This is a genomic window from Pseudaeromonas pectinilytica (assembly GCF_054780855.1).
Genome location: NZ_BAAGVN010000125.1, coordinates 17,571 through 40,693, shown reverse-complemented (window position 1 = coordinate 40,693; position 23,123 = coordinate 17,571). Strand labels below are relative to the sequence as shown.

Sequence of the window (23,123 nt, the reverse complement as noted above, 5' to 3'; positions counted from 1 at the left end):
GAAAATCCAGCGAAGAGGTAATGGATTTCAAGTGTGACGAGCTGATTTTGGGAAAAAAAGATGCCGATTCAAGGGCGCTTACCTTATACCACTAAAGACAACACCCCATGTTTTTTCGTTTGCCTCATAATCCCCCATATAAAGGCATCCTGTTCTTCTGTTTATTTCATCTAATAGCACACTGAGCAGATTATTATGAATTTTTTGTACCACGTTAAATTCAATCGACAAAAAATGTGACGAAAAATATGACCATTGACCCTCTGGGCCAGAATAAACCACCATCGAGTTCCCGTTGCAACCACCTGGCAACTTATTGAACATATTTACTATTTGTTTTTTGTGGTTTTTATTTGACCAGTATTTTTCAAAGTCTGATGAAGAATGTATTGATATATTATTTTTTAACAATCCAGAGTTGAATATTTTAACTCTCTCTTCTTTTAAATGATTTATTGCAATATAAAACCAATCTACTTGTTTTGTGGGAACCAATTTGGTTCCACTATTAATGCAACTATCATCAAGAATGTCAACCACATTTAACTGGTCATCTCCACCTCGACTGGCATGTGATTTTACGAAGATGCACTTTGTTTTTGGTGATAATGACTTTATTGTCTTATATGGATCTAGAGTGAATTTTTTTACAAAAGGTGGTGCATTTTTGTTCTCTAAAAAGAAAATAGTTGAGAGAGCCATATCATACTGAGGGAGAACAACATTGTTCACCCTATAGTTACTAAGCAAATATTCGATCCCATTAATATGGTCACGATGAAAGTGAGATATAAACAATATTTCAATCGGCTTTTCTTTATCAAAGTAACCAACAATAGCATTCTCTATTGTTTTTATTCCGCCAGTTTCCGTGCCACAATCATAAACCACATAAAAATCATCAAACTCTTCGGTGTAAAAAGCACCTTGACCAACCGAATGAAAAGTCCTCAACACAAGAAGTCCCTCTTAACATAATCCAATATCTATCGTTGAATTCATAATAAATGAGCCCGTAGATGCAGATTGCAGTTTAACAATCAGGGAGCCTCGGCTCCCTGATTGAATTTATTATGCTGCCGGAATCACGATTACTCGCAGCGCACCAGCACCCGACCGGTGATCTGGCCCTGGGTGATGGCGTCGGCGGCAGCAATCACGCCGTGCAGATCCACCTCGTGGCAGGCTTGGCTGTAGAAGCTGGCGGGCAGCAACTCACCCAGCCGCTGCCAGGCCTCGGCACGACGGGTCAGCGGGCACTGGACCGAATCCACCCCCTGCAGGCGGATATTGCGCAGGATAAACGGCATCACGCTGGAGGGCAGATCGGCGCCACCGGCCAGGCCGCAGGCGGCAACCGCGCCATTGTATTTGACTTGGGAGATCACCTTGGCCAGCAGCTGACTGCCCACGGTATCGATGGCACCGGCCCATAACTGCTTGTCCAGCGCCTTGGCAGGGCCAGCGAACTCATCGCGCGCGATCACCCGGCTCGCCCCCAGTGCCGCCAAATAGTCATGGTTGTCGGCACGCCCGGTCACGGCTACCACCGGATAATCCAGCTGCGCCAGCAGAGCGACCGCCACCGAGCCGACGCCACCACTGGCGCCCGTGACCAGCACCTCGCCCTGCTCCGGGCTGACACCGGCCTCTTCCAGCGCCATCACGCAGAGCATGGCGGTCAGGCCGGCGGTGCCAATTTGCATCGCCTGACGCTCGCTCAAGGTTTCCGGCAGCAGCAACAACCAGTCCGCCTGCAGACGAGCCCGGGTGGCCATGCCGCCCCAATGATTCTCGCCAACCCCCCAGCCGGTGGAGAGCACCCGATCCCCGGGGGCGAAGCGTTCATCGGCAGATTCCAGTACCTCCCCCACCAGATCGATACCCGGAATCATGGGCCAGCGCCGGACGATTGGCCCCTTGCCGGTGATCGCCAGACCATCCTTGTAGTTCAGCGAGCTGTAGTGCACCGCCAGCAACACCTCGCCAGCGGGCAAGCTGGCCTCAGCCACATCCTGAACCCGAGCCTGGGTCTTTCCATCTTCCTGCTCTAACAGTAATGCCTTGAACATATCTCACCCGCTGCTAAAAAAATGACGTCAGGGCTCATTCTGCCACACTCCGGGCCCTGCCGCGTCATCTCCAGCGCCAGAGCCTTGACACTTATCGACGAGACGGAAAATCAGCGGAAAGAGGAAACCATTTTTTGGCGCGTGGCAGAGTGACTCCTGCATGTAGATGTAAATTTAAAACCTTATATTTCAATGCAATAAAACATATCATTGGTGATTTACCATCATGCCGAGAAAATAGGCATAGGAGTTGCTATTTAATCTGCAACAACGTTTTATGCAGTAGGTGGCCTCGATGGAAAGCCTTCAATTAATCAGTAATTTTGGTCGCAATGGTGAGCTGAAGCTGAACCATTACCCGACGCATCCCTCGATTGCCAATCGGGAGAAGCTGGAGTTGCTGGAAAGCCTGATGTCGCAGGAAAAACTTGCCGATCTGCTGCAAACTTTTGCCGCCTGGGTTGCCAACCAGTTGCCGGTTTGCCGCATGGCCTACCACTTCATGACCCGGCGCGTAAAACTGCTGGACAGCCTGAAGCGTGGCCACAAGCAGAGTTTCACCCTGCAGGATTCCCAGATGCAGTATCTGGGGCAGATGGATTACGAGTTGCAGGAGAACCTGGATCCCCAGCAACAGCGTAAGCTGCAACAACTGCACCAGCTGTTGGCTCAGCCGTTACGTCTGTTTCTGCGCATGGAGCAGATGGATTTGCAAAGTCGGCTCGATCACCTCACCGGTGTCGGTAACCGCGCCTTCTTTGATGAGTCACTGCCGCGTGCCATCCAGCAGAATCAGCGCAATCCGGACGGTCTGACGCTGGTGTTGCTGGATCTGGATCGGTTCAAGCAGGTCAATGACACCCACGGCCATCCGGTCGGGGATAAGGTACTCAAAGAGTTCGCCGATATTTTGACGCGCAGTGTCCGCGGTACCGATCTGGTGTTCCGGTTGGGCGGCGATGAGTTCGCCCTGCTGTTGCAACCGGCGGATGAAGAGGCCGCCACCCGGGTCGAGGCGCGCATCAACTACCATCTGCGCAACAATAAGGAGTTGCAGCCATTAGCCGTTGGTTGCAGTCTGGGCTTTGCCCGCTGGCACAAGGGCATGGATGCGACCGCACTCTATACCCAGGCCGACCAGCAACTCTATCGCCACAAAAATAGCCGGGCCTGAACAGGCCCGGCTGTTATTCCGCCCCCCAGCTTATGGCCAAACCCGCGCCACCATCGGCGACCACGAAATCCTGACTGACAAAGATCCCCAGCGCCGCCGCAACTTGCTCACCATAGAACAACAGCGGGATCTGGCTACGCTGCCAGGGAGCTATCTCATACTCCTGCCACAGTTTTTTCAGCGAGCGCGAGCCCGAGCGACCGGCGGGATGGGCGCGCACACCGCCGCCCACCGCAAAGCGCAGTGACAGTGGTTCGTCCGCCGTAGGCAGTCGCAGATCCGCCCCTTCCGTCACGGGCGTCAGCCGCAGCAGCTGCTCCCCCACCTGCCAGACGCCGGGATAATCCAGCACCAGTGTCGCTCCCGAGACCGGGGCCGCATCGGCCACGCGGTACAGGGCGCCCTGATAGCGGCGGATCACGCCGCAGTCGGTCTTGAGCTGGGGATTGGCATCCTGACGCGCCATGGCCACTTCCGACCAGATCCGCAGCACCGCATCCCGATCCGGCACAGCGCCACTGTGCCGGCGTAGCCAGTAGCGCAGCAGGTTATGCCGCCGCGACGGCGACAGGCACGCTAACTCAGCCAGTAACAGGCTGCCGTCTGGCTGTTGGCAACTAGCCAGATCGGCGGCCGCTACCTCGTTCGCCAGAGCCTCTTGCTCGCCGCACAGTTCGGCACTGCGGCTGGCCGTACGGCCAAAGCTCGGCCAGCGCTCCTGCAATAGCGGCAGGATCTGCGCTCGCAGAAAGTTGCGATCGAAGCGCTCATCCTGATTGCTGTCATCCTCTATCCACTCCAACTGCTGCTGCCGGGCCCACACCAGCAACTGCGCCCGGCTGCAATCGAGCAGCGGTCGCACCAGCTCGCCGGTGGCAAAGGGTTGCCGGACCGGCATGGCCGATAGACCGCGCACCCCGGCACCGCGCTTGAGGGCCAGCAGCATAGTTTCCAGCTGATCGTCCTGATGATGGGCGGTGAGCAGGGTGCCCCCATGCGGCAGATGACGAGCCAGCGCCTGATAGCGCACCTCACGGGCACTGGCTTCCAGACTCTCCCGCGGGCCGCGGGGCACAGTCACCCGCTCCACGACACAGGGCACGGCCAACTCGCGGCAGATGCGCAGACAATGCTCCGCCCAGGCATCGGCGTGTGGATTCAAGCCATGATGGACATGCACCGCCTGCAGGCTGTAGCCCGGGCTCAGACGCACAAACTGCGCCAGCCAGACCAGCAGCACATGGGAGTCCATGCCGCCACTGTAGCCGATGACCAGTGGCCCCGGTGAGAGCTGGGCCCCCAGCCACGCCAGATGGGACTCCTGTAGTCGATCGATATGCTTCATGATTCCGGCTTCCTCATCGTGGGTTTCGGGGCTTCGTGGCGGGCAGTGCATCCATCTGCGGTTATTGGCTGAGCTCGAGAACCGGGCTGTGCGGGGCATGATAGCAGAGACGGGGGCTCATCCCATCTTGCTCGTATGCCTTGTCTTGTCCGAGTGCGCGGGTTCGTGAACCACCACGGCAGAGGCAATCTGTGACTGCTCTCGCCTTCCCTGCGCCCGAACCCCAGCTCTGGCCACAAAGCCGCTATGATAGCCGCGGTTTGATTGTATTGATGAATAGACAAGGAGTGTCCATGCACTGTATCCATTGCGGTAGCGCCCATACCGATACCGCGCAATATTGTCCCCAGTGTGGCCAGCCGTTAGCCAACGCCACGCTCAACCCCGCCGAGGTGACGCGGCAGAATTTCGAGGCCATGGTCGGGCCGAAGAACCAGCATTATTACCTGCCACGTTTCGAAGCCTTTGAAGCCACCGGCAAGACCAGCCTCGGTTGGCATTGGCCCGCCTTCTTCATCACCTTTTACTGGCTGCTATACCGCAAGATGTGGCTGGCCGCCCTGCTCTATTTCATCCTGCCCTATGTGGTGACCACCGCGTTAGGTGTTGTCGGTGCTGTGGTGGGCGAGCAGGGCCAGATGCTGGTGCTGGGCGGCTATGGGGTGTATTGCCTGGCCATCCTGCTCTTGCCGCCAATGCTGGCCAATGGTCTCTATTACCGTCATTGCCAAAGCAAGATCCGCAAGGCTGAGGCCCAGTATCCGGAGCGACAACGCCTGCTCGGTTATCTTCAGGCCAAGGGGGGCACCAGCAATGTGATCCTGTTTGTAGTGCTGATATTCGGTCTGATCGCCGTTATCGGTATCCTGGCGGCCATTGCACTTCCGGCTTACCAACAATACACACAAAAAGCCAAGCTCATGCAGGTCTATCACTCCGGCCAGAGCGTCACTCAGGAGCTGAGCCTCTATTACGCCGAGCATCAGGCTCTGCCTGACAATCTGAGTCAGCTGACGCTGCCCCAACTAGCGCCCCAGATCGCAGCCCTGCAACTGGATCCGGAACATGGCGTCCTGGATGTGCAGCTGGCAGCCCCGGCATCCGGTCAATCGTTGCAATTTATCGCCAGCGCCGATAGCAATGGCGCCCTGAGCTGGCGCTGCCAGAGCCAGACCGTTCCAGTCCGCTCTTTGCCCCCGGCCTGCCGCTAGAAGACTCGAGTGTTCCAAGCCGCAGAGACAACAAAGGCACCCGAGGGTGCCTTTGCTTTTACCGCAGAATGGTTCAGCAATAGCCGAACGACATCAGACGGTTATAGCGCTCTTCCAGCAACTGCTCGGTGGAGAGACGACGCAGATCGGCCAAGTCCGCCAGCAGACGCTTGCGCAGCAAGGCGGCCATACCGTCGTGATCCCGATGGGCGCCGCCAAGGGGCTCCGGCACTATGTTGTTGATCAGCTTCAGCTGCTTCAATCGTTGTGCCGTGATACCCATGGCTTCGGCCGCGGTGGAGGCCTTGTCAGCACTCTTCCACAGGATCGAGGCACAACCTTCCGGTGAAATCACCGAGTAGGTGGAGTATTGCAGCATGTTGACCCGATCGCCGACGCCGATGGCCAGTGCACCACCGGAGCCACCCTCACCGATCACGGTACAGACCACTGGCACCTTGAGGCTGGACATCACCTTGAGGTTACGGGCAATGGCTTCCGATTGCCCACGCTCTTCGGCACCGATCCCCGGGTAGGCACCCGGGGTGTCGATAAAGGTGATAATCGGCATCTTGAAGCGCTCGGCCATCTGCATCAGACGCAGTGCCTTGCGATACCCTTCCGGACGCGGCATGCCGAAGTTACGGCGGATCTTCTCCTGGGTGTCGCGCCCCTTCTGTTGACCAATGACCATCACCGGCTCACCTTCGAAGCGGGCAACGCCACCTATGATTGCCTTGTCGTCAGCAAAAGCGCGATCGCCGGCCAGCTCTTCAAACTCGGTAAACAGACGGCTGATATAGTCCTTGGTGTAGGGACGGCCAGGATGACGGGCAATTTGGGAAATCTGCCAGGCGCCCAGCTCGGAAAACAGCTTGCGCGTCAGCTCTTCGTTTTTTTTCTCCAGCCGGGAAATCTCCTCGGAGAGATCCACGTTGTTACCCACCCCACTGCTGACATGTTTAAGCTCATCAATCTGAGCCAACAGCTCGGCAATCGGTTGTTCAAAATCCAGAAAATTCAAATTCATAGTGATATCCGAAATCGCTACTCAAAAATCAGGTCGACATTCTGCTTGCCCAACAGCACATGCAGGTCGTCCAGTAGTTGATCGGTGGGCGTAACTCGCCACTCGGTGCCCAGTTGCAAGGCGGCCTGTACGCCAGGTTTGCGGTAGCATACCTGAACCGGACAGATACCGGCACGATGAGGTTGCATAATTTCAGCAAAACGCTGGAAAAAGCGCTCATCGATTTGTTTTTGTTCCAGGTTCAGACGCAGTCCGCGCGCATAGCGCGCCCGGGCGTCGGAAATATCCATCAACTCTCGGGCCGACATCTTAAGCCCACCGGAGAAGTCGTCAAAGCTGACCTGTCCACTGACGACCAGTATCTTGTCTTGGACAAGCAAGGATTCATATCGTTCCAACGCTTCGCTGAACAATGTGATATCCAACCGACCAGAGCGATCATCCAGGGTCAGGATCCCCATGCGGTTGCCCCGCTTGGTCACCAGAACCCGGGCGGCAATCACCAATCCGGCCACAGTGGTGATCTTGTCCCGCTCGGTGGCATGCACCTCACTCAGGCGGCCGGAGACATAATGTTTGAGCTCGGGCAGATACTGGTTGATGGGATGTCCCGTCAGGTAGAGCCCCAGCGTCTCGCGCTCCCCCTCCAGCCAGATCTTGTCCGGCCACTCCGGCACCACGGCAAAGCAGGGACTGGGCAAGACGGCATCATCATCGTTGGCAAAGATATCGCCAAACAGATCGTTCTGCCCCCGCGCCAGATCCTTGGCCTTCTGCTCGGCAGCTTTCATGGCCTCTTCCAGACTCGCCATCAGCGCCGCTCTGTGAGGACCAAGCCGGTCCAGCGCCCCGGAGTAGATGAGCTTCTCCATCACCCGCTTGTTCAGGCGCTTGATATCCACCCGGTTGCAGAAATCAAACAGATCCCGGAACGGCCCACCCTGATTGCGGGCCTCGATGATGGCCTCGATAGGCCCCTCACCCACGCCTTTCACCGCGCCTATGCCATAGACGATATGGCCTTGCTCATTGACGGTAAACCGGTACTGGCCGCTGTTGACGTCCGGCGGAATGATGGTCAGCTTCATGCGCTGACACTCATCCACCAGGGTCACTATCTTGTCGGTATTATCCATATCCGCGGTCATCACCGCGGCCATGAACTCCGCCGGGAAGTGGGTCTTCAGCCACAAAGTCTGGTATGAGACCAGCGCATAGGCCGCGGAGTGCGACTTGTTGAAGCCGTAACCGGCGAATTTCTCCACCAGATCGAAGATTTTCATCGCCAGTTCGCCATCGACACCATTGGCGACCGAGCCGGATTCGAAGCCTGCGCGCTGCTTGGCCATCTCTTCGGGCTTTTTCTTACCCATGGCGCGACGCAGCATATCTGCGCCCCCCAGGGTGTATCCCGCCAGGGTCTGGGCGATCTGCATGACCTGTTCCTGGTACAGGATGATGCCGTAGGTCGGCTCAAGGATCGGTTTCAGAGATTCATGCTGCCATTGCACATCGGGATAGGAGATGGCTTCCCGGCCATGCTTCCGGTCGATGAAGTTATCCACCATCCCGGATTGCAGTGGCCCGGGTCGGAACAGGGCCACCAGTGCGATCATATCTTCAAAGCAGTCGGGCTTGAGGCGCTTGATCAGATCCTTCATGCCCCGGGATTCCAGCTGGAACACCGCGGTGGTCTCATAGGCGAGCAGGGTGCGGAACGAGGCTTTATCTTCCAGCGAGATGGCGTCGATACGAATCGGCTCTTTGCCCTCCAGCTGCAGACGCGGATTGATCATATCCAGTGCCCACTGGATGATGGTCAGGGTGCGTAGCCCCAGAAAGTCGAACTTGACCAGACCGGCGTATTCGACGTCGTTCTTGTCAAATTGGGTGACCGGGTTGTTGCCTTCGCTGTCGCAATACAGAGGCGCAAAATCGGTGATCCGGGTTGGCGCTATGACCACGCCACCGGCATGCTTACCGGCATTGCGGGTCACCCCTTCAAGCTTGCGCGCCATATCGATAAGCGCCTTGACCTCTTCATCCTGCTCATACAACTCAGGCAGTTTCGGCTCCGCCTCGAACGCCTTGGCCAGCGTCATCCCCGGATCGGGCGGCACCAGTTTGGAGATGCGGTCGCAGAAGCCATAGGCATGGCCCAGCACCCGGCCCACATCACGAATGGCGGCCTTGGCGGCCATGGTGCCGAAGGTGATGATCTGGGAAACCGCTTCCCGGCCGTACATGTCAGCCACATGCTCAATCACCTCATCCCGACGATCCATGCAGAAATCGACGTCGAAGTCGGGCATCGACACCCGCTCCGGATTCAGGAACCGTTCGAACAGCAGGTCAAATTCCAGCGGATCCAGATCGGTGATCTTGAGGGCATAGGCGACCAACGAACCGGCCCCCGACCCCCGCCCGGGCCCAACCGGAATATTGTGATCCTTGGACCACTGGATAAACTCCATCACGATGAGGAAGTAACCGGGGAACCCCATCTGGTTGATCACCTTGAGCTCGATATCCAGCCGCTCATCATATTCCGGCCGTTTCTGCGCCCGGACTTGTGGATCGGGGAACAGAAACTCCAGCCGCGCCTCCAAACCTTCCTTGGAGCGCAGCACCAGATAGTCTTCGGTGGTCATGTCGCCAGTCGGGAACTGCGGCAGGAAGTATTCACCCAGCCGCACGGTGACATTGCAACGCTTGGCGATTTCCACACTGTTGATCAAGGCTTCGGGCAGGTCAGCAAACAGCTCGGCCATCTGCTCCTGACTCTTCAGATACTGCTGCGGGCTGAAGCGCTTGGGGCGGCGGCTGTCGTCCAAGGTGTAGCCATCGTGGATGGCCACCCGGATTTCATGGGCGTCAAAATCTTCTTCGTTAAGGAACACCACCTCGTTGGTGGCCACCACCGGCAAGTCGGCCTCCAAGGCCAGCGGGACCACCATGCGGATATAGGTTTCTTCGTCGGGGCGTCCGGTGCGGATCAGTTCCAGATAAAAACGGTCGGCAAAATGCTGGCGATAAAAGTCGGTGCAACGCGCCACCATGGCCTCATTGCCCTTGAGCAAGAACTTGCCGATGTCGCCATCGCGTCCGCCCGATAGCAGGATCACGCCCTGGTGGTGTTCCACCAGCCACTGCTTGTCGACCACCGGGAGATCCTGAACGTGACCGCGCAGATAGGCTTTGGAGATGAGCTGCACCAGGTTCTGCTGCCCCTCATTGTTCATCGCCAGGCCGGTCAGCCGGAATAGCTCGTCGCCCAGCTCGTCGCTCTGCACCCAGAGATCGACCCCGATCACTGGCTTCATCCCCTTACCATGGGCATCGCCATAGAAGCGCACCAGACCGCACTGGTTCATCTGATCGGTGATGGCCATGGCCGGCATGCCATATTCGGCCGCCCGAGCCACCAACGGCTTGATCTTCTGCAAACCGTCGACCATGGAGAAGTCGGAATGAACACGCAAATGTATGAAACGAGGTTCGGCCATCTTCGTCTATCCCTTCATGAAGCGAGCAGCGGAAATGATCATTCCAGACCCAGTGCCAGGCGCACCGGACGGAAACTACGTCTGTGATAGGTCGTAGCCCCGAACTGCTGTAAACGGGCCAGATGTTCGGCGGTCGGGTAGCCCTTGTGCTGGGCAAACCCGTAATTCGGGAATAACAGATCCAGCTCGGCCATCTCCCGATCCCGGGTGACTTTAGCCAGGATCGACGCAGCGCTGATTTCGGCGACCTTGCTATCCCCTTTGACGATCGCCTGTGCCGGAACACCGAAATCCGGCGTCCGGTTGCCATCCACCAGCACATAACCGGGCTGGATCGATAAGCCAGCAACGGCACGCTGCATGGCCAGCATGGTGGCCCAGAGGATATTCAGGCTATCAATTTCGGCGGGAGAACAACGCCCGATCGCAAATGCCAAAGCCTTATCGGTGATCTCGTCATACAGCGCCAGACGCTTCTTTTCGGAGAGTTTCTTCGAGTCATTCAGACCGGTGATCGGTCGTGCCGGATCCAGGATCACGGCCGCTGTCACCACATCCCCGACCAGAGGGCCACGACCAACCTCATCCACGCCAGCGACCCGCACCAGGCAAGGGTCGCAGGGATAGAAAAAATCACTCATGGCATATCCAGTAATTGCAGCACGGCATCGGCGGCTTGTTGGTCCGCATCGCAGCGGATCAGTTGGTGCAGGCGAGTAAACTCCGCCAGTAAGGCCGAGTTGTCTTGTGCCAGCAAGCGATTGAGCTCCTGGCTGATGGCTTCCGGCGTGCACCCGCTCTGGATCAGCTCAGGGACTATGTTTTTACCGGCCAGTAGATTGGGCAGAGCAAAGGTGCGAATGCTCACCAGCCGCTCCGCTAACCAGAAGGTTAAAGCATTGACCTTGTAACCCACCACCATGGGGCGTTTGACCAGCATAGCCTCTAAGGTAGCGGTGCCAGAGGCCAACAAGATGGCATCGCCCGCAGCCATCACATCACGGCCTTGGCCATCGAACAGGTGAATGGGCAACTCGGGAGCTGTCGCCGCCAGAATGGCCTCGAACTGCGCACGGCGTCGAGGATTGACCAGAGGGACCACAAACTCCAGCTCAGGATGAGAGTGGCGCAACAGCAGGCAGGCTTGCAAGAAGATGGGAGCCAACAGCTCGACCTCCCCTTGGCGACTGCCCGGCAAGACCGCCAGAAAAGGCTTGCTAGCATCCAGTCCCAAGCGCTCACAAGCCTCGGACTTGTCACTGACCAGCGGGATCGCATCGGCCATGGTATGACCGATAAAGCGGCAGGGTGCCTGATGCTGATCATAGAAGGCTTTTTCGAACGGCAAGAAGGCCAATACCAGATCGGTGGCCGCCTTGATTTTATGAATGCGCGATTGACGCCAGGCCCAGACCGAGGGGCTGACATAATGGACCGTCTTGATGCCCTGGCGCTTGAGCTTGAGTTCAACCCCGATATTGAAATCCGGAGCATCGACGCCGATAAACAGATCCGGCGGGTTATCCAGCAAGGTCCGGATCAGCTGTCGACGCACCTGCAGCAATCGCGGCAACCGCCCGAGCACCTCGACCAACCCCATCACCGCCAGCTCTTCCATCTCGAACAGAGTCTGGATCCCCAGAGCCTGCATACGCGGCCCGGCAATACCGATAAACTCGGCATCCGGGTGCCGAACTCGCAACTCGCGCATCAGACCTGCAGCAAGAATATCGCCGGAGACTTCTCCGGCGACAATGGCGATACGTAGTGGACGGTTCGAGATCGTCATGAGCGTTTAGCGAACAATGCCGCGTTCATTCTGTTTGAGAAAGTCAACAAACAGAGCCACCGCAGGCTCTTCCGCAGCCATGGCTTCCAGCTCCGGCAGTGCCGCTTCGATCGTTAACCCCTGGCGATACAGCAGTTTATACGCGCGCTTAACCATGGTGATCGCCTCAGGAGAGTAACCCCGGCGCTTCAGACCTTCGCTGTTCACCCCGAATGGCTTGGCATAATGCCCTGCTGCCATGACATAAGGCGGCACATCTTTGTTCAAGGCCGCCATGCCGGCCACAAACGCGTGGGAGCCGACACGACCGAACTGATGAATGGCCGCCAGACCACCAAAGATGACCCAATCGCCGATGTTCACATGGCCTGCCAGGGTGGCATTGTTGGCGAAGATACAATCGTCACCAATCACGCAATCGTGGGCGACATGAACATTGACCATGAACAGGTTACGACTCCCCACTTTGGTCAGTGCTTGATCCTGCACTGTACCGCGGTGGAAGGTGCAGTGCTCGCGGATCACATTGTGATCGCCAATCTCCAGGGCCGTGCGTTCACCCTTGTATTTCTTATCCTGGCAATCCTCGCCAATGGAGCAGAACTGGAAAATCTTGTTGCCTTGACCAATTTTGGTCGGCCCCTTGATCACCACGTGAGAGCCAATCCAGCTCCCATCGCCGATTTCAACCTCGGCACCGACCACAGTCCATGGGCCTATTTCCACATGGGCACCAATCACGGCATCCGCGTGGATAATTGCAGTTTCATGAATAACAGCACTTGGATGGATCACAGCATCAGCTCTCGCGTTTGGCACACATCAGTTCAGCGGTACAAACCACTTCACCATCCACAGTCGCCACGCCGGTAAATTTGGCGATGCCACGACGTTCTTTCAGGAATTCCACATCCAGCACCAACTGATCTCCCGGCACGACGGGACGCTTAAAGCGGGCATTGTCGATAGATGCAAAATAATACAATTCATTCGGCTTGGGCTTACCCACCATACGGAAGGCCAGAATACCGGTTGCCTGCGCCATCGCCTCGAGAATCAAAACACCGGGAAATACCGGTTTTTGCGGGAAATGGCCCTGGAAAAACGGCTCATTAAAGGACACATTCTTGATACCTCTCAGTACCTTGCGCTCCTCGCTGATCTCGTAGTTGACCACCCGGTCCACCAATAAGAAGGGGTAACGATGGGGCAGCAGCTCCAGAATGTCCTGGATGTCGAGTTGGTTAAGTTGGTTGCTCAAACCTGTATCCTTATCGCTTATTGTTCTTGGTCTTCGATCCGTTTTTCCAGCTGGTTGAGGCGCTTGTGCATCTCATCAATGTGCAGGACGCGTGCCGCCATCTTGCGCCATTCCCTATTGGACTGAGCTGGAACGCCCGAGGAGTAAATCCCCGGCTCGGAGATCGATCGCATCACCATGGACATGCCGGTGATGGTGGCCTGATCGCATACTTGAATATGGCCGTTGATCACGGCCGCGCCGCCAATGATACAGTATTTGCCGATTTTGGTGCTACCCGCGATCACTGTACCGCCCGCAATCGCCGTGCCGTAACCGATTTCTACGTTATGGGCAATCTGGCACTGGTTATCGATGATGACATTATCCGCAATGATGGTGTCATCGATGGCGCCCCGATCAATGGTGGTTGATGCACCGATCTCGACCCGATTCCCCAGGATCACTTTGCCAACCTGCGGGATCTTGATCCATTCGCCGCGCTCGTTGGCATAGCCGAAGCCATCCGCGCCAATCACGGTTCCGGATTGGATGAGGCAGGCATCGCCAATCTCCACATTGTGATAGATAGTCACATTCGCCCACAACCGGCTGCCTTTGCCTAACCGGCTGTTTTTACCAACAAAACAACCCGGGCCAATGGCCACACCATCACCCAGCACAACACCAGATTCAATAACGGCATGGGGACCGATCGCTACGTTTTGTCCTAGTTGGACATCGGCTGCAATAACGGCGGTGGAGTGAATATCCAAAGCAGGCTGCGGGGTGGAATCAAGCAGCTGAGCCACTCGCGCAAAACCAACGTACGGGTCTTTCACCACCAGAGCATTGGTCTGACATACCGATAGATCCGCTGCTTTCACCAACACAGCACTGGCGGCTGTTTGGGCCAGAAAGCTTTGATATTTGCTATCGGAAAGAAAACTGATCTCGCCAGAACCGGCTGTTTCCAAGTTGGCAACACGGGACACCTCGATTGAGGCATCCCCATGCAGCTCGGCGCCAAGCAGAGTGGCCAGTTGTCCGAGAGTCACACTCATTGCTTACTTGCTCTTGCTAACTTGTTGGATGACTTGAGCCGAAATATCCAGCTTCTCGGCACCAAAAACCACAGATTGACCATTCAACACCAGATCATAGCCTTGTGCCTTGGCAATACTGTCGATGGCGTCCTGAACCTTGTTCAGCACCTTCTTCTGCTCTTCATTGAAACGGCGACGCTGATCTTCCTGCAACGCTTGTCCCTTCAAATTGAAGTCGGCTTGCAGTTCAGCCAGCCGACGCTGCAGTTTGGTGCGCTCATCGGCAGCCATGAAGGCTTCGTCTTTTTTCAATTTAGCAGCTAGGTTTTGGCCTTCCGTTTCCAGACGCTGCATCTCACTGATACGAGAAGAAAATTCGGATTTCAGCTTGGCTTCAACTGCCTTGCCCTGCGGGATTTCCTGCATGATGCGCGGCACATTGATGACTGCAATTTTGGTCTCAGCAGATGCTTGAGCCGAGAAACCTGCGGCCATCAAACCCAGAGCCAGACTAGCGACTTGTAATACTTTACCCACTTCCTACTCCTTGTTTTATCTCACCTTTAGAAGGTGCGACCGATATTGAAGTTGAATACTTCTGTTTTGTCACCCGGCTGTTCTTTGATCGGACGGGCAAACGAGAATGCTAATGGCCCTAAAGGTGATAGCCATTGCAGGGCAATCCCCATAGAGGAGCGGTATAGCGATGGATCAGAATAATCGTAGAATTTGTCACAGGATGAACTACATGCGTTGTAATCTGCGGGATCAAAAGTAGTGTCCCAGACAGTCCCGATATCAAAGAACACCGATGTCCGTAACTGGTTGCGATAGGATTCGCTGGCAAACGGTGTCGGAACGATAAACTCGAAGCTGGCAACACTCATAGCATTACCACCGACAGACTGATCGGTCGCCGTGATGCTGTTATTACCTTGATCGTTGTACAGATAGAGCGCCTTAGGCCCTACGCTATTGCTCTTGAAGCCCCGCAACCAGTCATTGCCACCCGCATAATAATTTTCAAAGAACGGAAGTACCTGATCGAAGCCACCAACCTGACCATATCCTGCGCCATAGGCGAGCTTCATCCGCCCCAACAAGACCCAGCTATGCTCTTTATCCAGCGGGTAGTAGTGAGAGTCATCAAAGCTGACCTTGTAGAACTGCAGATCCGAACCCGGGATGGTAATCTTGCCGTTAAGCTGTTGTTTATCGCCCTGAGTCGGGAACATCCCCTTGTTCAGATCGTTGCGGATCCAGCTACTGGAAAGATCAAAGTTGTTGAATACCACCCGACCTTCACTATCCCGATTCTCGGCATAAATTTCCCAGAATTTACGAATTTGCGCGTAAGCCTGAAGTTGAGACAACTTGTTATGTTCGAAGCCAACGCCGTATTCAAGGCGGTTAATCTCGTTCACCGGATAGCCCGCCGTCACCCGAGTACCGATGGTCTGGTTGTTATAATCCACCAGATTGGCATCGCCCGCCTCAAACTCGGTGTAATACACGCGGCCACCAAGGCTGATACCGTCTAGCGTAAAATAAGGATCGGTATAGCTGACATCAAACGTCTTGCTGTAGTCGTTCATATTGAAGGTAAACGCACCCTTCCGACCCGAGCCCATGAAGTTGTCCTGAGTCAGGCCGAACTGGAAACTCACCCCAGAGGTGGTGCCATAGCCAACACCACCGGTTACTGAACCTGCGGGTTGCTCCTTAACGGTGACATCCAGATCAACCTTATCCTCACTGCCCGGCAAGCGGCGTGGCTGCACCTCAACGGTTTCGAAGAATCCGAGGCGGTTCAGACGCGCTTTGGAGCTTTCAACCTGTTCATTCGACAGCCAGGTCCCTTCCATCTGCCGCATCTCACGACGCACCACCTCATCCTTGGTCGCCTGGTTACCTTGCACCATGATATTCCGGACATAGATGCGCGGCCCCGGAGTCACATTGATATTCAGAGAAACTTCTTTTTTCTCATCATCAATCTGGGGAAAAGTGGTGACTTGCGGATAGGCATAACCAAATTTACCCAGGAACTTGGATAAACTCTCTTCGGTATGGGTGACATTGGCAGCAGAATAGAGCTCACCTGCCGTAATGGGGATCAGCTTTTGCATTTCGCTGCCCCGGCCGATCAAGTCCCCTTTCAGGCTGACTTGCGAAACCTTGTACTGCTCACCCTCATTGATATTGATGGTGATATAAATGCCTTTCTTGTCAGGCGTCATGCCAACCTGAGTCGACTCAACCTTGAAGCGCACATAACCGCGGTCCATGTAATAGGAGCTCAGGGCCTCCAGATCACCGCCTAACTTTTGCTTTTGATACTTCTGATCCGCAATGAAGTTCCACCAAGGAACCTGATCACGCAAGGACATCTGCGCCAGCAATAGATCTTCGGCAAAGACCTTGTTACCGACAATATTGATCTGCTGGATCTTGGCGGAGACACCTTCCACAAAGTTAAGCTTCAAATCGACGCGATTCCGCGGCAACGGAGTCACAATCGCCTGGACTTTGGCTGAATACTTACCCACGCCGTAGTAAAAATCTTCTAGATTTTTTTCCAGCGAGCGCAATACCGTGCGATCTAGGGGTTCGCCGACGCGAACACCAGAAGACTCGATAGATTGCTTGAGTTGCTCTTCTTTGATGTCTTTGTTACCCACGAATTCGATATTACTGATGGTCGGTCGTTCTTTGACTTCGACCACCAGAACATCGCCTTCCCGTATCAACTGAATATCTTCAAAGTTCCCAGAAGCGTAGAGCTTCTTGATGGCATTAGCTGATGTTTGCGCATCCAGGGTGTCACCCACTCGCACCGGTAAATTGAGTAACGCAGCCCCCAAGGTAACCCGCTGCAATCCTTCAACACGAATATCTTTAACGACAAAGGAACTCGAAGTTAACTCGGCCCCTTGAGCCATCAAACTGATGCCCAACAGGCAAGAGGCGACCAGCGCTTTTCTTACAGCCATGTTATTCTCGTATGTCCTAGTTGCCACGCCCTCACAGGCGCACAAAATCATTAAACAGCGCAATCCCCATCAAACAAACCAAAACGGCTGCGCCAAACTTGAATGCATATTCCTGCACTTTTTCCGGTACAGGTCTGCCGGTTATTGCCTCAAAGACAAAGAACAGCAGATGCCCTCCATCCAGCACCGGCAGAGGGAATAAATTGATAATACCTAAATTGACGCTCACCAGCGCCAAAAAACCGAGGAAGTATACCAGACCAAAACTGGCAGTGCTGCCTGCGCCCTTCGCAATTGAGATCGGACCGCTCAGATTATCCAGCGAAACCACACCGGTAATCAGCTTACCCAGCATATCCACGGTCAATGACATGACAGCACCCGTTTTCTGCACCCCCGCCCACAACGCATCAACAGGGCCGTAGTGCATTTCCACGCGATACTTGTCATCCAGAGGCAGGACTTTAGGGGCCAAGCCAACATAGCCTTGCACCTTCCCTTGCTGCTCACGGGCCGCAGGGATCAACGCTAGCTCAAGCTCGGCACCAGCACGGAGCACTCGCAGCGTTATGGATCTGTCCGGAGATGCCTGGACCAAGGTGACAAATTGCTGCCACTCGGTCAATGGCTGACCATTGGCAGCCAGTAAACGATCCCCCACCAGCAAACCCGCTCGCTCGGCACTCCCATCCGCCACCAGTTGACCGACCTCGAGAGTCACTTGCGGGCCAAGAGGATCAATCCCCAACGCCGTAAAGGGAGCCTGTTCCTCTGTGCCATCCAGCGCCCAGCCCTGTAATGACAGTTGCTTCTGTAACCGGATCCCACGGTCGTCCTGCACCGTCAGCTGCACTTCATCATCACCCAGATGCCCCACAAGAGCGTAGGCTACAGCCTCCCAATCAGGTGTCGTCTGCTCACCAATCTGCAGGATCTCCATCCCCGCTTGCAAACCGGCCGCTGCCGCCGCCGTTTGTGGCCTGACCTCGCCAATCACCGGCTTGACGGTCGGCACACCGACCATAAACATTAGCCAGAACGCGAAGAGCGCAAACACAAAGTTAGCCGCCGGGCCTGCCGCCACGATCGCAAAACGCTGCCACACGGCTTTGTTATTAAAGGCTTGTGACTTGAGTTCTGCTGGCACCGGATCTACCCGTTCATCCAGCATCTTCACGTATCCGCCGAGCGGGATCAGAGATAGGGAAAACTCGGTTCCCAACTTGTCTTTGCGGCTAAACAGTACCTTGCCAAACCCGAGAGAAAAACGCTCAACCCGAACACCGCAGCGCCGGGCAACCCAGAAATGACCCCACTCATGCACAGCAATCAAGATGGCTAACGCAAGAATGAAGGAAAAGAAATTCCAGAGAATGGCCGTCATGTTGTCTCCTTGAGTAACCGTAATGCCAGGCGCCGGGCCTCGGAGTCCAATTCAAGAATCGTGGTCAAATCCGGCGTAGCACGAATAGATAGCGATTCGACCACCTGGGCACAGACTCGATAGATGTCCATGAACCCGATTTGAGCATCCAAAAATGCCCCTACAGCCAATTCATTTGCGGCATTCAGCGTCGTCGTTGCCGCTTGGCCAGACCAACAGGCGTCCATCGCCAACTGCAGGCAAGGATAGCGCTCGTAATCCGGTCGGATAAAGCTCAACTCGCCTTGAGAAAAGAAATCGAGAACCTCGACTCCGGAGCTGACTCGCTGCGGATACGCCAAAGCATGGGCGATTGGCGTGCGCATATCGGGTCGTCCCATCTGCGCCAGCACAGAGCCATCCTTATATTGCACCATAGAATGGATCACGGACTGGGGATGAATGATGACCTGGATTTGTTCCGGCGCCGCATTGAATAACCATTTGGCCTCAATGAACTCAAGCCCCTTGTTCATCATGGTGGCGGAATCTACCGAGATCTTGCGTCCCATAGACCAGTTAGGATGAGCAATAGCTTGTTCTGGCGTGACCGAGGCGAGGTTCTCCAACGCCGTGTAGCGAAAGGGGCCACCAGAGCCGGTGAGCAAGATGCGCTCCACGCCCGCCGCGGCGAGATCACAGTAGCCCATGGCACTCTGTACATGTTCAGGCAAGCATTGGAAGATCGCATTGTGTTCACTATCCACGGGCAGTATGGTTGCCCCCGATGCTTGAGCCGCCTGCATAAACAAGGCACCAGACATCACCAGCGCCTCTTTGTTGGCCAATAGAACCCGCTTGCCCGCCTCTATCGCCGCCAGCGCAGACAGCAAACCGGCAGAACCGACGATAGCGGCCATGACAGTATCGACCGCGCCAAGCCGAGCCACCTCTTGCAAGGCAACGGCACCACTGAGCACTTCTACATCCTGAATCCCAGCCTCGGCCAGTGCCAGACGCAGGGCTACCGCCGCATCCTCTTGTACCAGCACGGCATACTGAGGTCGAAATTCGAGACAATCGGCCAACATTCGGGTGACATCGGCATTCGCCGCAAGAGCCACCACATTAAAACGTTCCGGATGACGACGCACCACATCCAGAGTGCTACGACCAATAGAACCGGTCGAGCCCAACACAGTCAGCTGATGCATGGCAAAGCCCTAGTTGAGTAACAAATAGCTGACGACAAAAATCGGCAAAGCGGCCGTCAAGCTGTCGATGCGATCCAGAACCCCACCGTGTCCTGGCAGCAGGGAACCCGAATCCTTGATACCCGCCTCACGCTTGAACAAGCTCTCTGAGAGATCACCCAACACGGAAGCAACAACGGCCAACATGGCGCAAAGCACTATGACTACAGTTTCTCGAACGCCCAAAGAGCGGCTATAGGCAACCGCACCCGCCACCAGAGCCGACAACAGTAAGCCCCCGAGCAGACCTTCGACTGTCTTCTTCGGACTGACCGCCGGTAGCATCTTACGCTGGCCAAAAGCCCGGCCAACAAAATAGGCCCCCGAATCGGCACACCAGACCAAGAGCATCACAAAAAACAATGTCCAACCGCCCAGCATCGGGTCGGCCAGATAATCATGGCTACGCAGTAACAGCAGCGCCCAGAAAAACGGCAACAGAGTCAAAACGCCGAATAGCGCCTTCAGGCTGGCACTTTCACGCCACAGCTGGGTGCCGCGAGGATATCGCAAAACCATCACCAGCGCGGCAAGCCACCATAGCGCACCGGCATATAAAATCGCCATCACCAGCGGATGCGGAGCCGCCACGGGCAACAAGGAAGGGGGACTTAACCACAGGGTAAGAGTGAGCAAGGCACCCATGGGGAGCAACAAACGATGGGGATGAGCCGGGCAGACAAAGCGCCCCCACTCCCGACTGGCGAGCAAAAAAATCAGAATAGCTCCCAGGCTGAAGGCATCTAGCGACAAAAAAAACATCCAACCAATCGCCAAGGGGATCAGGACAAGCGCAGTGATAATTCTTTGTTTCAACAACGAGATCCTCTAACTTCAGCCGGGTTGGTCCAACAACGCCCTGATCTGTTCACCCGTACAGCCAAAGCGGCGTTCACGGCTGGCAAATGAGGCAATTGCCTCACTAAATACCACTGCATCAAAATCCGGCCATAGCACCGGCGTAAAATAAAGCTCAGCATAGGCCGCCTGCCAGAGCACGAAATTGCTAATGCGATGATCGCCCCCGGTGCGGATCAACAGATCGACATCGGGTAAGCCATGGGTACTCAAGTGCCGGGCCAAGGCATCTTCATCGATCTGCTCCGGCGCCAAATGGCCAGCCTGTACTTCGACCGCTAAAGCAGCGGCAGCCTGAGTAATATCCCAGCGGCCACCATAATTGGCAGCCACGTTGAGTATCAGACCCGTATTGTTGGCCGTCAGTGCCTCTGCGGCAGCAACTTTGTCTTGCAGGCGAGAGCTGAATCGGGAGCGTTCTCCCGTGATCCGCAAGCGGATGTTGCTCTTGTGCAGCTTCTTGACTTCACCGCCGAGAACATGGATGAAGAGCTCCATCAAGGCCGAGACCTCAGATTCCGGTCGACGCCAATTTTCGCTGGAAAAAGCAAAGAGAGTCAGGGCCGACAAGCCAAGACGGGAGGCGACGGAGACTGCATCGCGAACCGCATTCACTCCTGCCTTATGACCGAAGACGCGCATCTTGCCGCGCTGTTGGGCCCAGCGTCCATTACCATCCATGATGATGGCAACGTGTCGGGGGAGCCCCTGTTTGGCCATCTCACCGAGAGAGGCAGGTAACGACATGCTTCATCTCCTGTACATAGAAAAACGCCGTGCAGAGACCTACACGGCGTCGGTACTATACCTGATGTGACAATCAGATTTCCATCAGCTCTTTTTCCTTGGCGGTCAGCAAGTCATCCACCTGCTTGACGAAACCATCGGTCAGCTTCTGGATGTCTTCCTGAGCACGGCGATCGTCGTCCTCGGAGATATCCTTGTCTTTCAGCAAGGCCTTCAGATCGGCATTGCAATCCCGGCGCACGTTACGGACCGCAACTCGAGCCTGCTCCGCTTCAGCACGCACCAACTTGATCAGATCTTTACGACGCTCTTCGGTCAGCGCAGGCAACGGCACACGGATCGTGGTACCAGCCGATGAGGGGTTAAGCCCCAGATCAGAGGTCATAATGGCCTTTTCAACGGCCTGGATCATCGAACGATCGAATACGGTAACCGCCAGCGTGCGTGAATCTTCGGCCACCACGTTAGCGACCTGACGCAGCGGGGTGGAAGAACCGTAATAATCAACGGTGATGCCATCCAGCAGTGCCGGTTGTGCACGACCGGTACGGATCTTGGACATCTGACTCTTGAGCGACTCGACGCTCTTAGTCATCCGCTCTTTTGCATCTTGCTTAATATCATTGATCACTGTCGTTATCCTTCTTCTGTGTCGTCTGACTTTACTGATGATTGTAACCAGTAAATGCGATCGGCAAAGCCAGTGTTATTTGTTTTTGTGATGGATCAGAGTACCTTCCTGCTCGCCCATGATGACACGACGCAAAGCGCCCGGCTTATTCATGTTGAAGACACGGATCGGCAAGTTATGGTCTCGCGCCAGAGTGAAGGCGGCCAGATCCATGACTTTGAGTTCTTTATCCAGCACATCGCTGTAATCAAGTTCAGTATACAGTTCAGCATCCGGATTCTTGACCGGATCATCAGAATAAACACCATCCACCTTGGTCGCCTTCAAGACGGCATCGGCTTCGATCTCGATACCGCGCAAACAAGCGGCCGAATCGGTGGTAAAAAATGGATTACCGGTACCTGCAGCAAATATTACGACCTTGCCCGCGCGTAACTGGCTGATCCCTTCGGCCCAGCTGTAAGAATCACAGATCCCTTGCAGACTGATGGCGGACATCAGGCGCGCATTCACATAGGCACGATGCAACGCATCCCGCATGGCCAGACCATTCATCACGGTCGCCAGCATACCCATGTGATCACCCACCACCCGGTTCATGCCTGCCTTGGCAAGACCGGCACCACGGAACAGGTTACCGCCACCGATGACCAGACCGACTTGTACCCCGAGCTCTACCAGCTCCTTGATTTCCTGAGCCATACGTTCCAACACCGCAGGATCAATGCCGAAGCCTTCATCACCTTGCAGGGCTTCACCACTCAGTTTCAACAGAATTCGTCTGTAAGCAGCTTTAGGATTGGTACTCATCTTTTCTTCCTGGTCATAGAAAGACCGCGACATAGGTCGCGGTCTGAATTGGCTT

The 23,123-nt window shown here is 55.4% G+C and carries 20 protein-coding genes; 2 read left to right on the top strand and 18 right to left on the bottom strand.

Annotated features, from left to right (window positions below; genetic code table 11):
* Positions 1 to 78 precede the first annotated feature (78 nt).
* Positions 79 to 957 carry an MBL fold metallo-hydrolase gene (locus tag ACYVG7_RS09175; RefSeq protein WP_460882844.1) on the bottom strand — a complete coding sequence of 293 codons (879 nt, stop codon included), beginning with the start codon at positions 955 to 957 and terminating at the stop codon, positions 79 to 81.
* 134 nt (positions 958 to 1,091) lie between these two features.
* Positions 1,092 to 2,072, bottom strand: coding sequence for an acrylyl-CoA reductase (NADPH) (acuI, locus tag ACYVG7_RS09170; RefSeq protein WP_460882843.1), 981 nt, complete (start codon positions 2,070 to 2,072; stop codon positions 1,092 to 1,094).
* A gap of 295 nt (positions 2,073 to 2,367) precedes the next feature.
* Between acuI and ACYVG7_RS09165 the strand changes: the two genes are divergently transcribed.
* Positions 2,368 to 3,246 (top strand): GGDEF domain-containing protein, encoded by an 879-nt coding sequence (locus ACYVG7_RS09165; protein WP_460882842.1) that lies wholly within the window; start codon positions 2,368 to 2,370, stop codon positions 3,244 to 3,246.
* Positions 3,247 to 3,259: 13 nt separating this feature from the next.
* Here ACYVG7_RS09165 and tilS read toward each other — a convergent pair whose 3' ends face one another.
* Positions 3,260 to 4,591 carry a tRNA lysidine(34) synthetase TilS gene (tilS, locus tag ACYVG7_RS09160; protein ID WP_460882841.1) on the bottom strand — a complete coding sequence of 444 codons (1,332 nt, stop codon included), beginning with the start codon at positions 4,589 to 4,591 and terminating at the stop codon, positions 3,260 to 3,262.
* Positions 4,592 to 4,884: 293 nt separating this feature from the next.
* Here tilS and ACYVG7_RS09155 point away from each other — a divergent pair, with 293 nt between their 5' ends.
* Complete coding sequence (locus ACYVG7_RS09155) at positions 4,885 to 5,802, top strand: DUF2628 domain-containing protein (protein ID WP_460882840.1); 918 nt, start codon at positions 4,885 to 4,887, stop codon at positions 5,800 to 5,802.
* A gap of 73 nt (positions 5,803 to 5,875) precedes the next feature.
* Here the strand turns inward: ACYVG7_RS09155 and accA are convergent, their stop codons facing one another.
* The 15 genes from accA to pyrH all read right to left on the bottom strand — a co-directional run bounded on the left by accA (position 5,876) and on the right by pyrH (position 23,068).
* The gene (gene accA, locus ACYVG7_RS09150) at positions 5,876 to 6,832 is read right to left on the bottom strand and encodes an acetyl-CoA carboxylase carboxyl transferase subunit alpha (RefSeq protein WP_460882839.1); all 957 of its coding nucleotides are present in this window, start codon (positions 6,830 to 6,832) and stop codon (positions 5,876 to 5,878) included.
* A gap of 17 nt (positions 6,833 to 6,849) precedes the next feature.
* Positions 6,850 to 10,338 (bottom strand): DNA polymerase III subunit alpha, encoded by a 3,489-nt coding sequence (gene dnaE, locus ACYVG7_RS09145; protein ID WP_460882838.1) that lies wholly within the window; start codon positions 10,336 to 10,338, stop codon positions 6,850 to 6,852.
* Between the two features lie 38 nt (positions 10,339 to 10,376).
* Positions 10,377 to 10,979, bottom strand: a complete 603-nt coding sequence (gene rnhB / locus ACYVG7_RS09140) for a ribonuclease HII (protein ID WP_460882837.1) — start codon at positions 10,977 to 10,979, stop codon at positions 10,377 to 10,379.
* Positions 10,976 to 12,127, bottom strand: a complete 1,152-nt coding sequence (gene lpxB, locus ACYVG7_RS09135) for a lipid-A-disaccharide synthase (protein ID WP_460882836.1) — start codon at positions 12,125 to 12,127, stop codon at positions 10,976 to 10,978. Before lpxB ends, rnhB begins: the two co-directional genes overlap by 4 nt.
* A 6-nt stretch (positions 12,128 to 12,133) precedes the next feature.
* Entirely contained in the window at positions 12,134 to 12,922 is a 789-nt protein-coding gene (lpxA, locus tag ACYVG7_RS09130) for an acyl-ACP--UDP-N-acetylglucosamine O-acyltransferase (protein WP_460882835.1), read from the bottom strand.
* Positions 12,923 to 12,926: 4 nt separating this feature from the next.
* Positions 12,927 to 13,388 (bottom strand): 3-hydroxyacyl-ACP dehydratase FabZ, encoded by a 462-nt coding sequence (gene fabZ, locus ACYVG7_RS09125; protein ID WP_460882834.1) that lies wholly within the window; start codon positions 13,386 to 13,388, stop codon positions 12,927 to 12,929.
* A gap of 17 nt (positions 13,389 to 13,405) precedes the next feature.
* Complete coding sequence (lpxD, locus tag ACYVG7_RS09120; protein ID WP_460882833.1) at positions 13,406 to 14,431, bottom strand: UDP-3-O-(3-hydroxymyristoyl)glucosamine N-acyltransferase; 1,026 nt, start codon at positions 14,429 to 14,431, stop codon at positions 13,406 to 13,408.
* A 3-nt stretch (positions 14,432 to 14,434) separates the two neighbouring features.
* A complete protein-coding gene (locus ACYVG7_RS09115) occupies positions 14,435 to 14,908 on the bottom strand; it encodes an OmpH/Skp family outer membrane protein (protein WP_460882845.1) in 474 nt (157 codons plus the stop codon).
* 68 nt (positions 14,909 to 14,976) lie between these two features.
* Positions 14,977 to 17,406, bottom strand: coding sequence for an outer membrane protein assembly factor BamA (bamA, locus tag ACYVG7_RS09110; RefSeq protein ID WP_460882832.1), 2,430 nt, complete (start codon positions 17,404 to 17,406; stop codon positions 14,977 to 14,979).
* Between the two features lie 31 nt (positions 17,407 to 17,437).
* Positions 17,438 to 18,790 carry a sigma E protease regulator RseP gene (gene rseP / locus ACYVG7_RS09105; protein ID WP_460882831.1) on the bottom strand — a complete coding sequence of 451 codons (1,353 nt, stop codon included), beginning with the start codon at positions 18,788 to 18,790 and terminating at the stop codon, positions 17,438 to 17,440.
* Positions 18,787 to 19,983, bottom strand: coding sequence for a 1-deoxy-D-xylulose-5-phosphate reductoisomerase (gene ispC / locus ACYVG7_RS09100; RefSeq protein WP_460882830.1), 1,197 nt, complete (start codon positions 19,981 to 19,983; stop codon positions 18,787 to 18,789). The genes rseP and ispC overlap by 4 nt, the downstream gene beginning before the upstream one ends.
* Positions 19,984 to 19,992: 9 nt before the next feature.
* Positions 19,993 to 20,841: a phosphatidate cytidylyltransferase gene (locus tag ACYVG7_RS09095; RefSeq protein ID WP_460882829.1), complete on the bottom strand. Its 849-nt coding sequence runs from the start codon at positions 20,839 to 20,841 to the stop codon at positions 19,993 to 19,995.
* Between the two features lie 15 nt (positions 20,842 to 20,856).
* On the bottom strand, positions 20,857 to 21,627 hold the full coding sequence (uppS, locus tag ACYVG7_RS09090; protein WP_460882828.1) for a polyprenyl diphosphate synthase: 771 nt from the start codon (positions 21,625 to 21,627) through the stop codon (positions 20,857 to 20,859).
* 73 nt (positions 21,628 to 21,700) lie between these two features.
* A complete protein-coding gene (gene frr / locus ACYVG7_RS09085) occupies positions 21,701 to 22,258 on the bottom strand; it encodes a ribosome recycling factor (protein WP_460882827.1) in 558 nt (185 codons plus the stop codon).
* 75 nt (positions 22,259 to 22,333) lie between these two features.
* On the bottom strand, positions 22,334 to 23,068 hold the full coding sequence (pyrH, locus tag ACYVG7_RS09080; protein WP_460882826.1) for a UMP kinase: 735 nt from the start codon (positions 23,066 to 23,068) through the stop codon (positions 22,334 to 22,336).
* Between the last annotated feature and the right edge of the window lie 55 nt (positions 23,069 to 23,123).

What these genes read in the sequence shown, in the direction of transcription:
- acuI (WP_460882843.1), bottom strand. Translation starts at nt 2,072, where the DNA reads ATGTTCAAGGCATTACTGTTAGAGCAGGAAGATGGAAAGACCCAGGCT.
- ACYVG7_RS09165 (WP_460882842.1), top strand. Translation starts at nt 2,368, where the DNA reads ATGGAAAGCCTTCAATTAATCAGTAATTTTGGTCGCAATGGTGAGCTG.
- tilS (WP_460882841.1), bottom strand. Translation starts at nt 4,591, where the DNA reads ATGAAGCATATCGATCGACTACAGGAGTCCCATCTGGCGTGGCTGGGG.
- ACYVG7_RS09155 (WP_460882840.1), top strand. Translation starts at nt 4,885, where the DNA reads ATGCACTGTATCCATTGCGGTAGCGCCCATACCGATACCGCGCAATAT.
- accA (WP_460882839.1), bottom strand. Translation starts at nt 6,832, where the DNA reads ATGAATTTGAATTTTCTGGATTTTGAACAACCGATTGCCGAGCTGTTG.
- dnaE (WP_460882838.1), bottom strand. Translation starts at nt 10,338, where the DNA reads ATGGCCGAACCTCGTTTCATACATTTGCGTGTTCATTCCGACTTCTCC.
- rnhB (WP_460882837.1), bottom strand. Translation starts at nt 10,979, where the DNA reads ATGAGTGATTTTTTCTATCCCTGCGACCCTTGCCTGGTGCGGGTCGCT.
- lpxB (WP_460882836.1), bottom strand. Translation starts at nt 12,127, where the DNA reads ATGACGATCTCGAACCGTCCACTACGTATCGCCATTGTCGCCGGAGAA.
- lpxD (WP_460882833.1), bottom strand. Translation starts at nt 14,431, where the DNA reads ATGAGTGTGACTCTCGGACAACTGGCCACTCTGCTTGGCGCCGAGCTG.
- ACYVG7_RS09115 (WP_460882845.1), bottom strand. Translation starts at nt 14,908, where the DNA reads ATGGCCGCAGGTTTCTCGGCTCAAGCATCTGCTGAGACCAAAATTGCA.
- bamA (WP_460882832.1), bottom strand. Translation starts at nt 17,406, where the DNA reads ATGGCTGTAAGAAAAGCGCTGGTCGCCTCTTGCCTGTTGGGCATCAGT.
- rseP (WP_460882831.1), bottom strand. Translation starts at nt 18,790, where the DNA reads ATGACGGCCATTCTCTGGAATTTCTTTTCCTTCATTCTTGCGTTAGCC.
- ispC (WP_460882830.1), bottom strand. Translation starts at nt 19,983, where the DNA reads ATGCATCAGCTGACTGTGTTGGGCTCGACCGGTTCTATTGGTCGTAGC.
- uppS (WP_460882828.1), bottom strand. Translation starts at nt 21,627, where the DNA reads ATGTCGTTACCTGCCTCTCTCGGTGAGATGGCCAAACAGGGGCTCCCC.
- pyrH (WP_460882826.1), bottom strand. Translation starts at nt 23,068, where the DNA reads ATGAGTACCAATCCTAAAGCTGCTTACAGACGAATTCTGTTGAAACTG.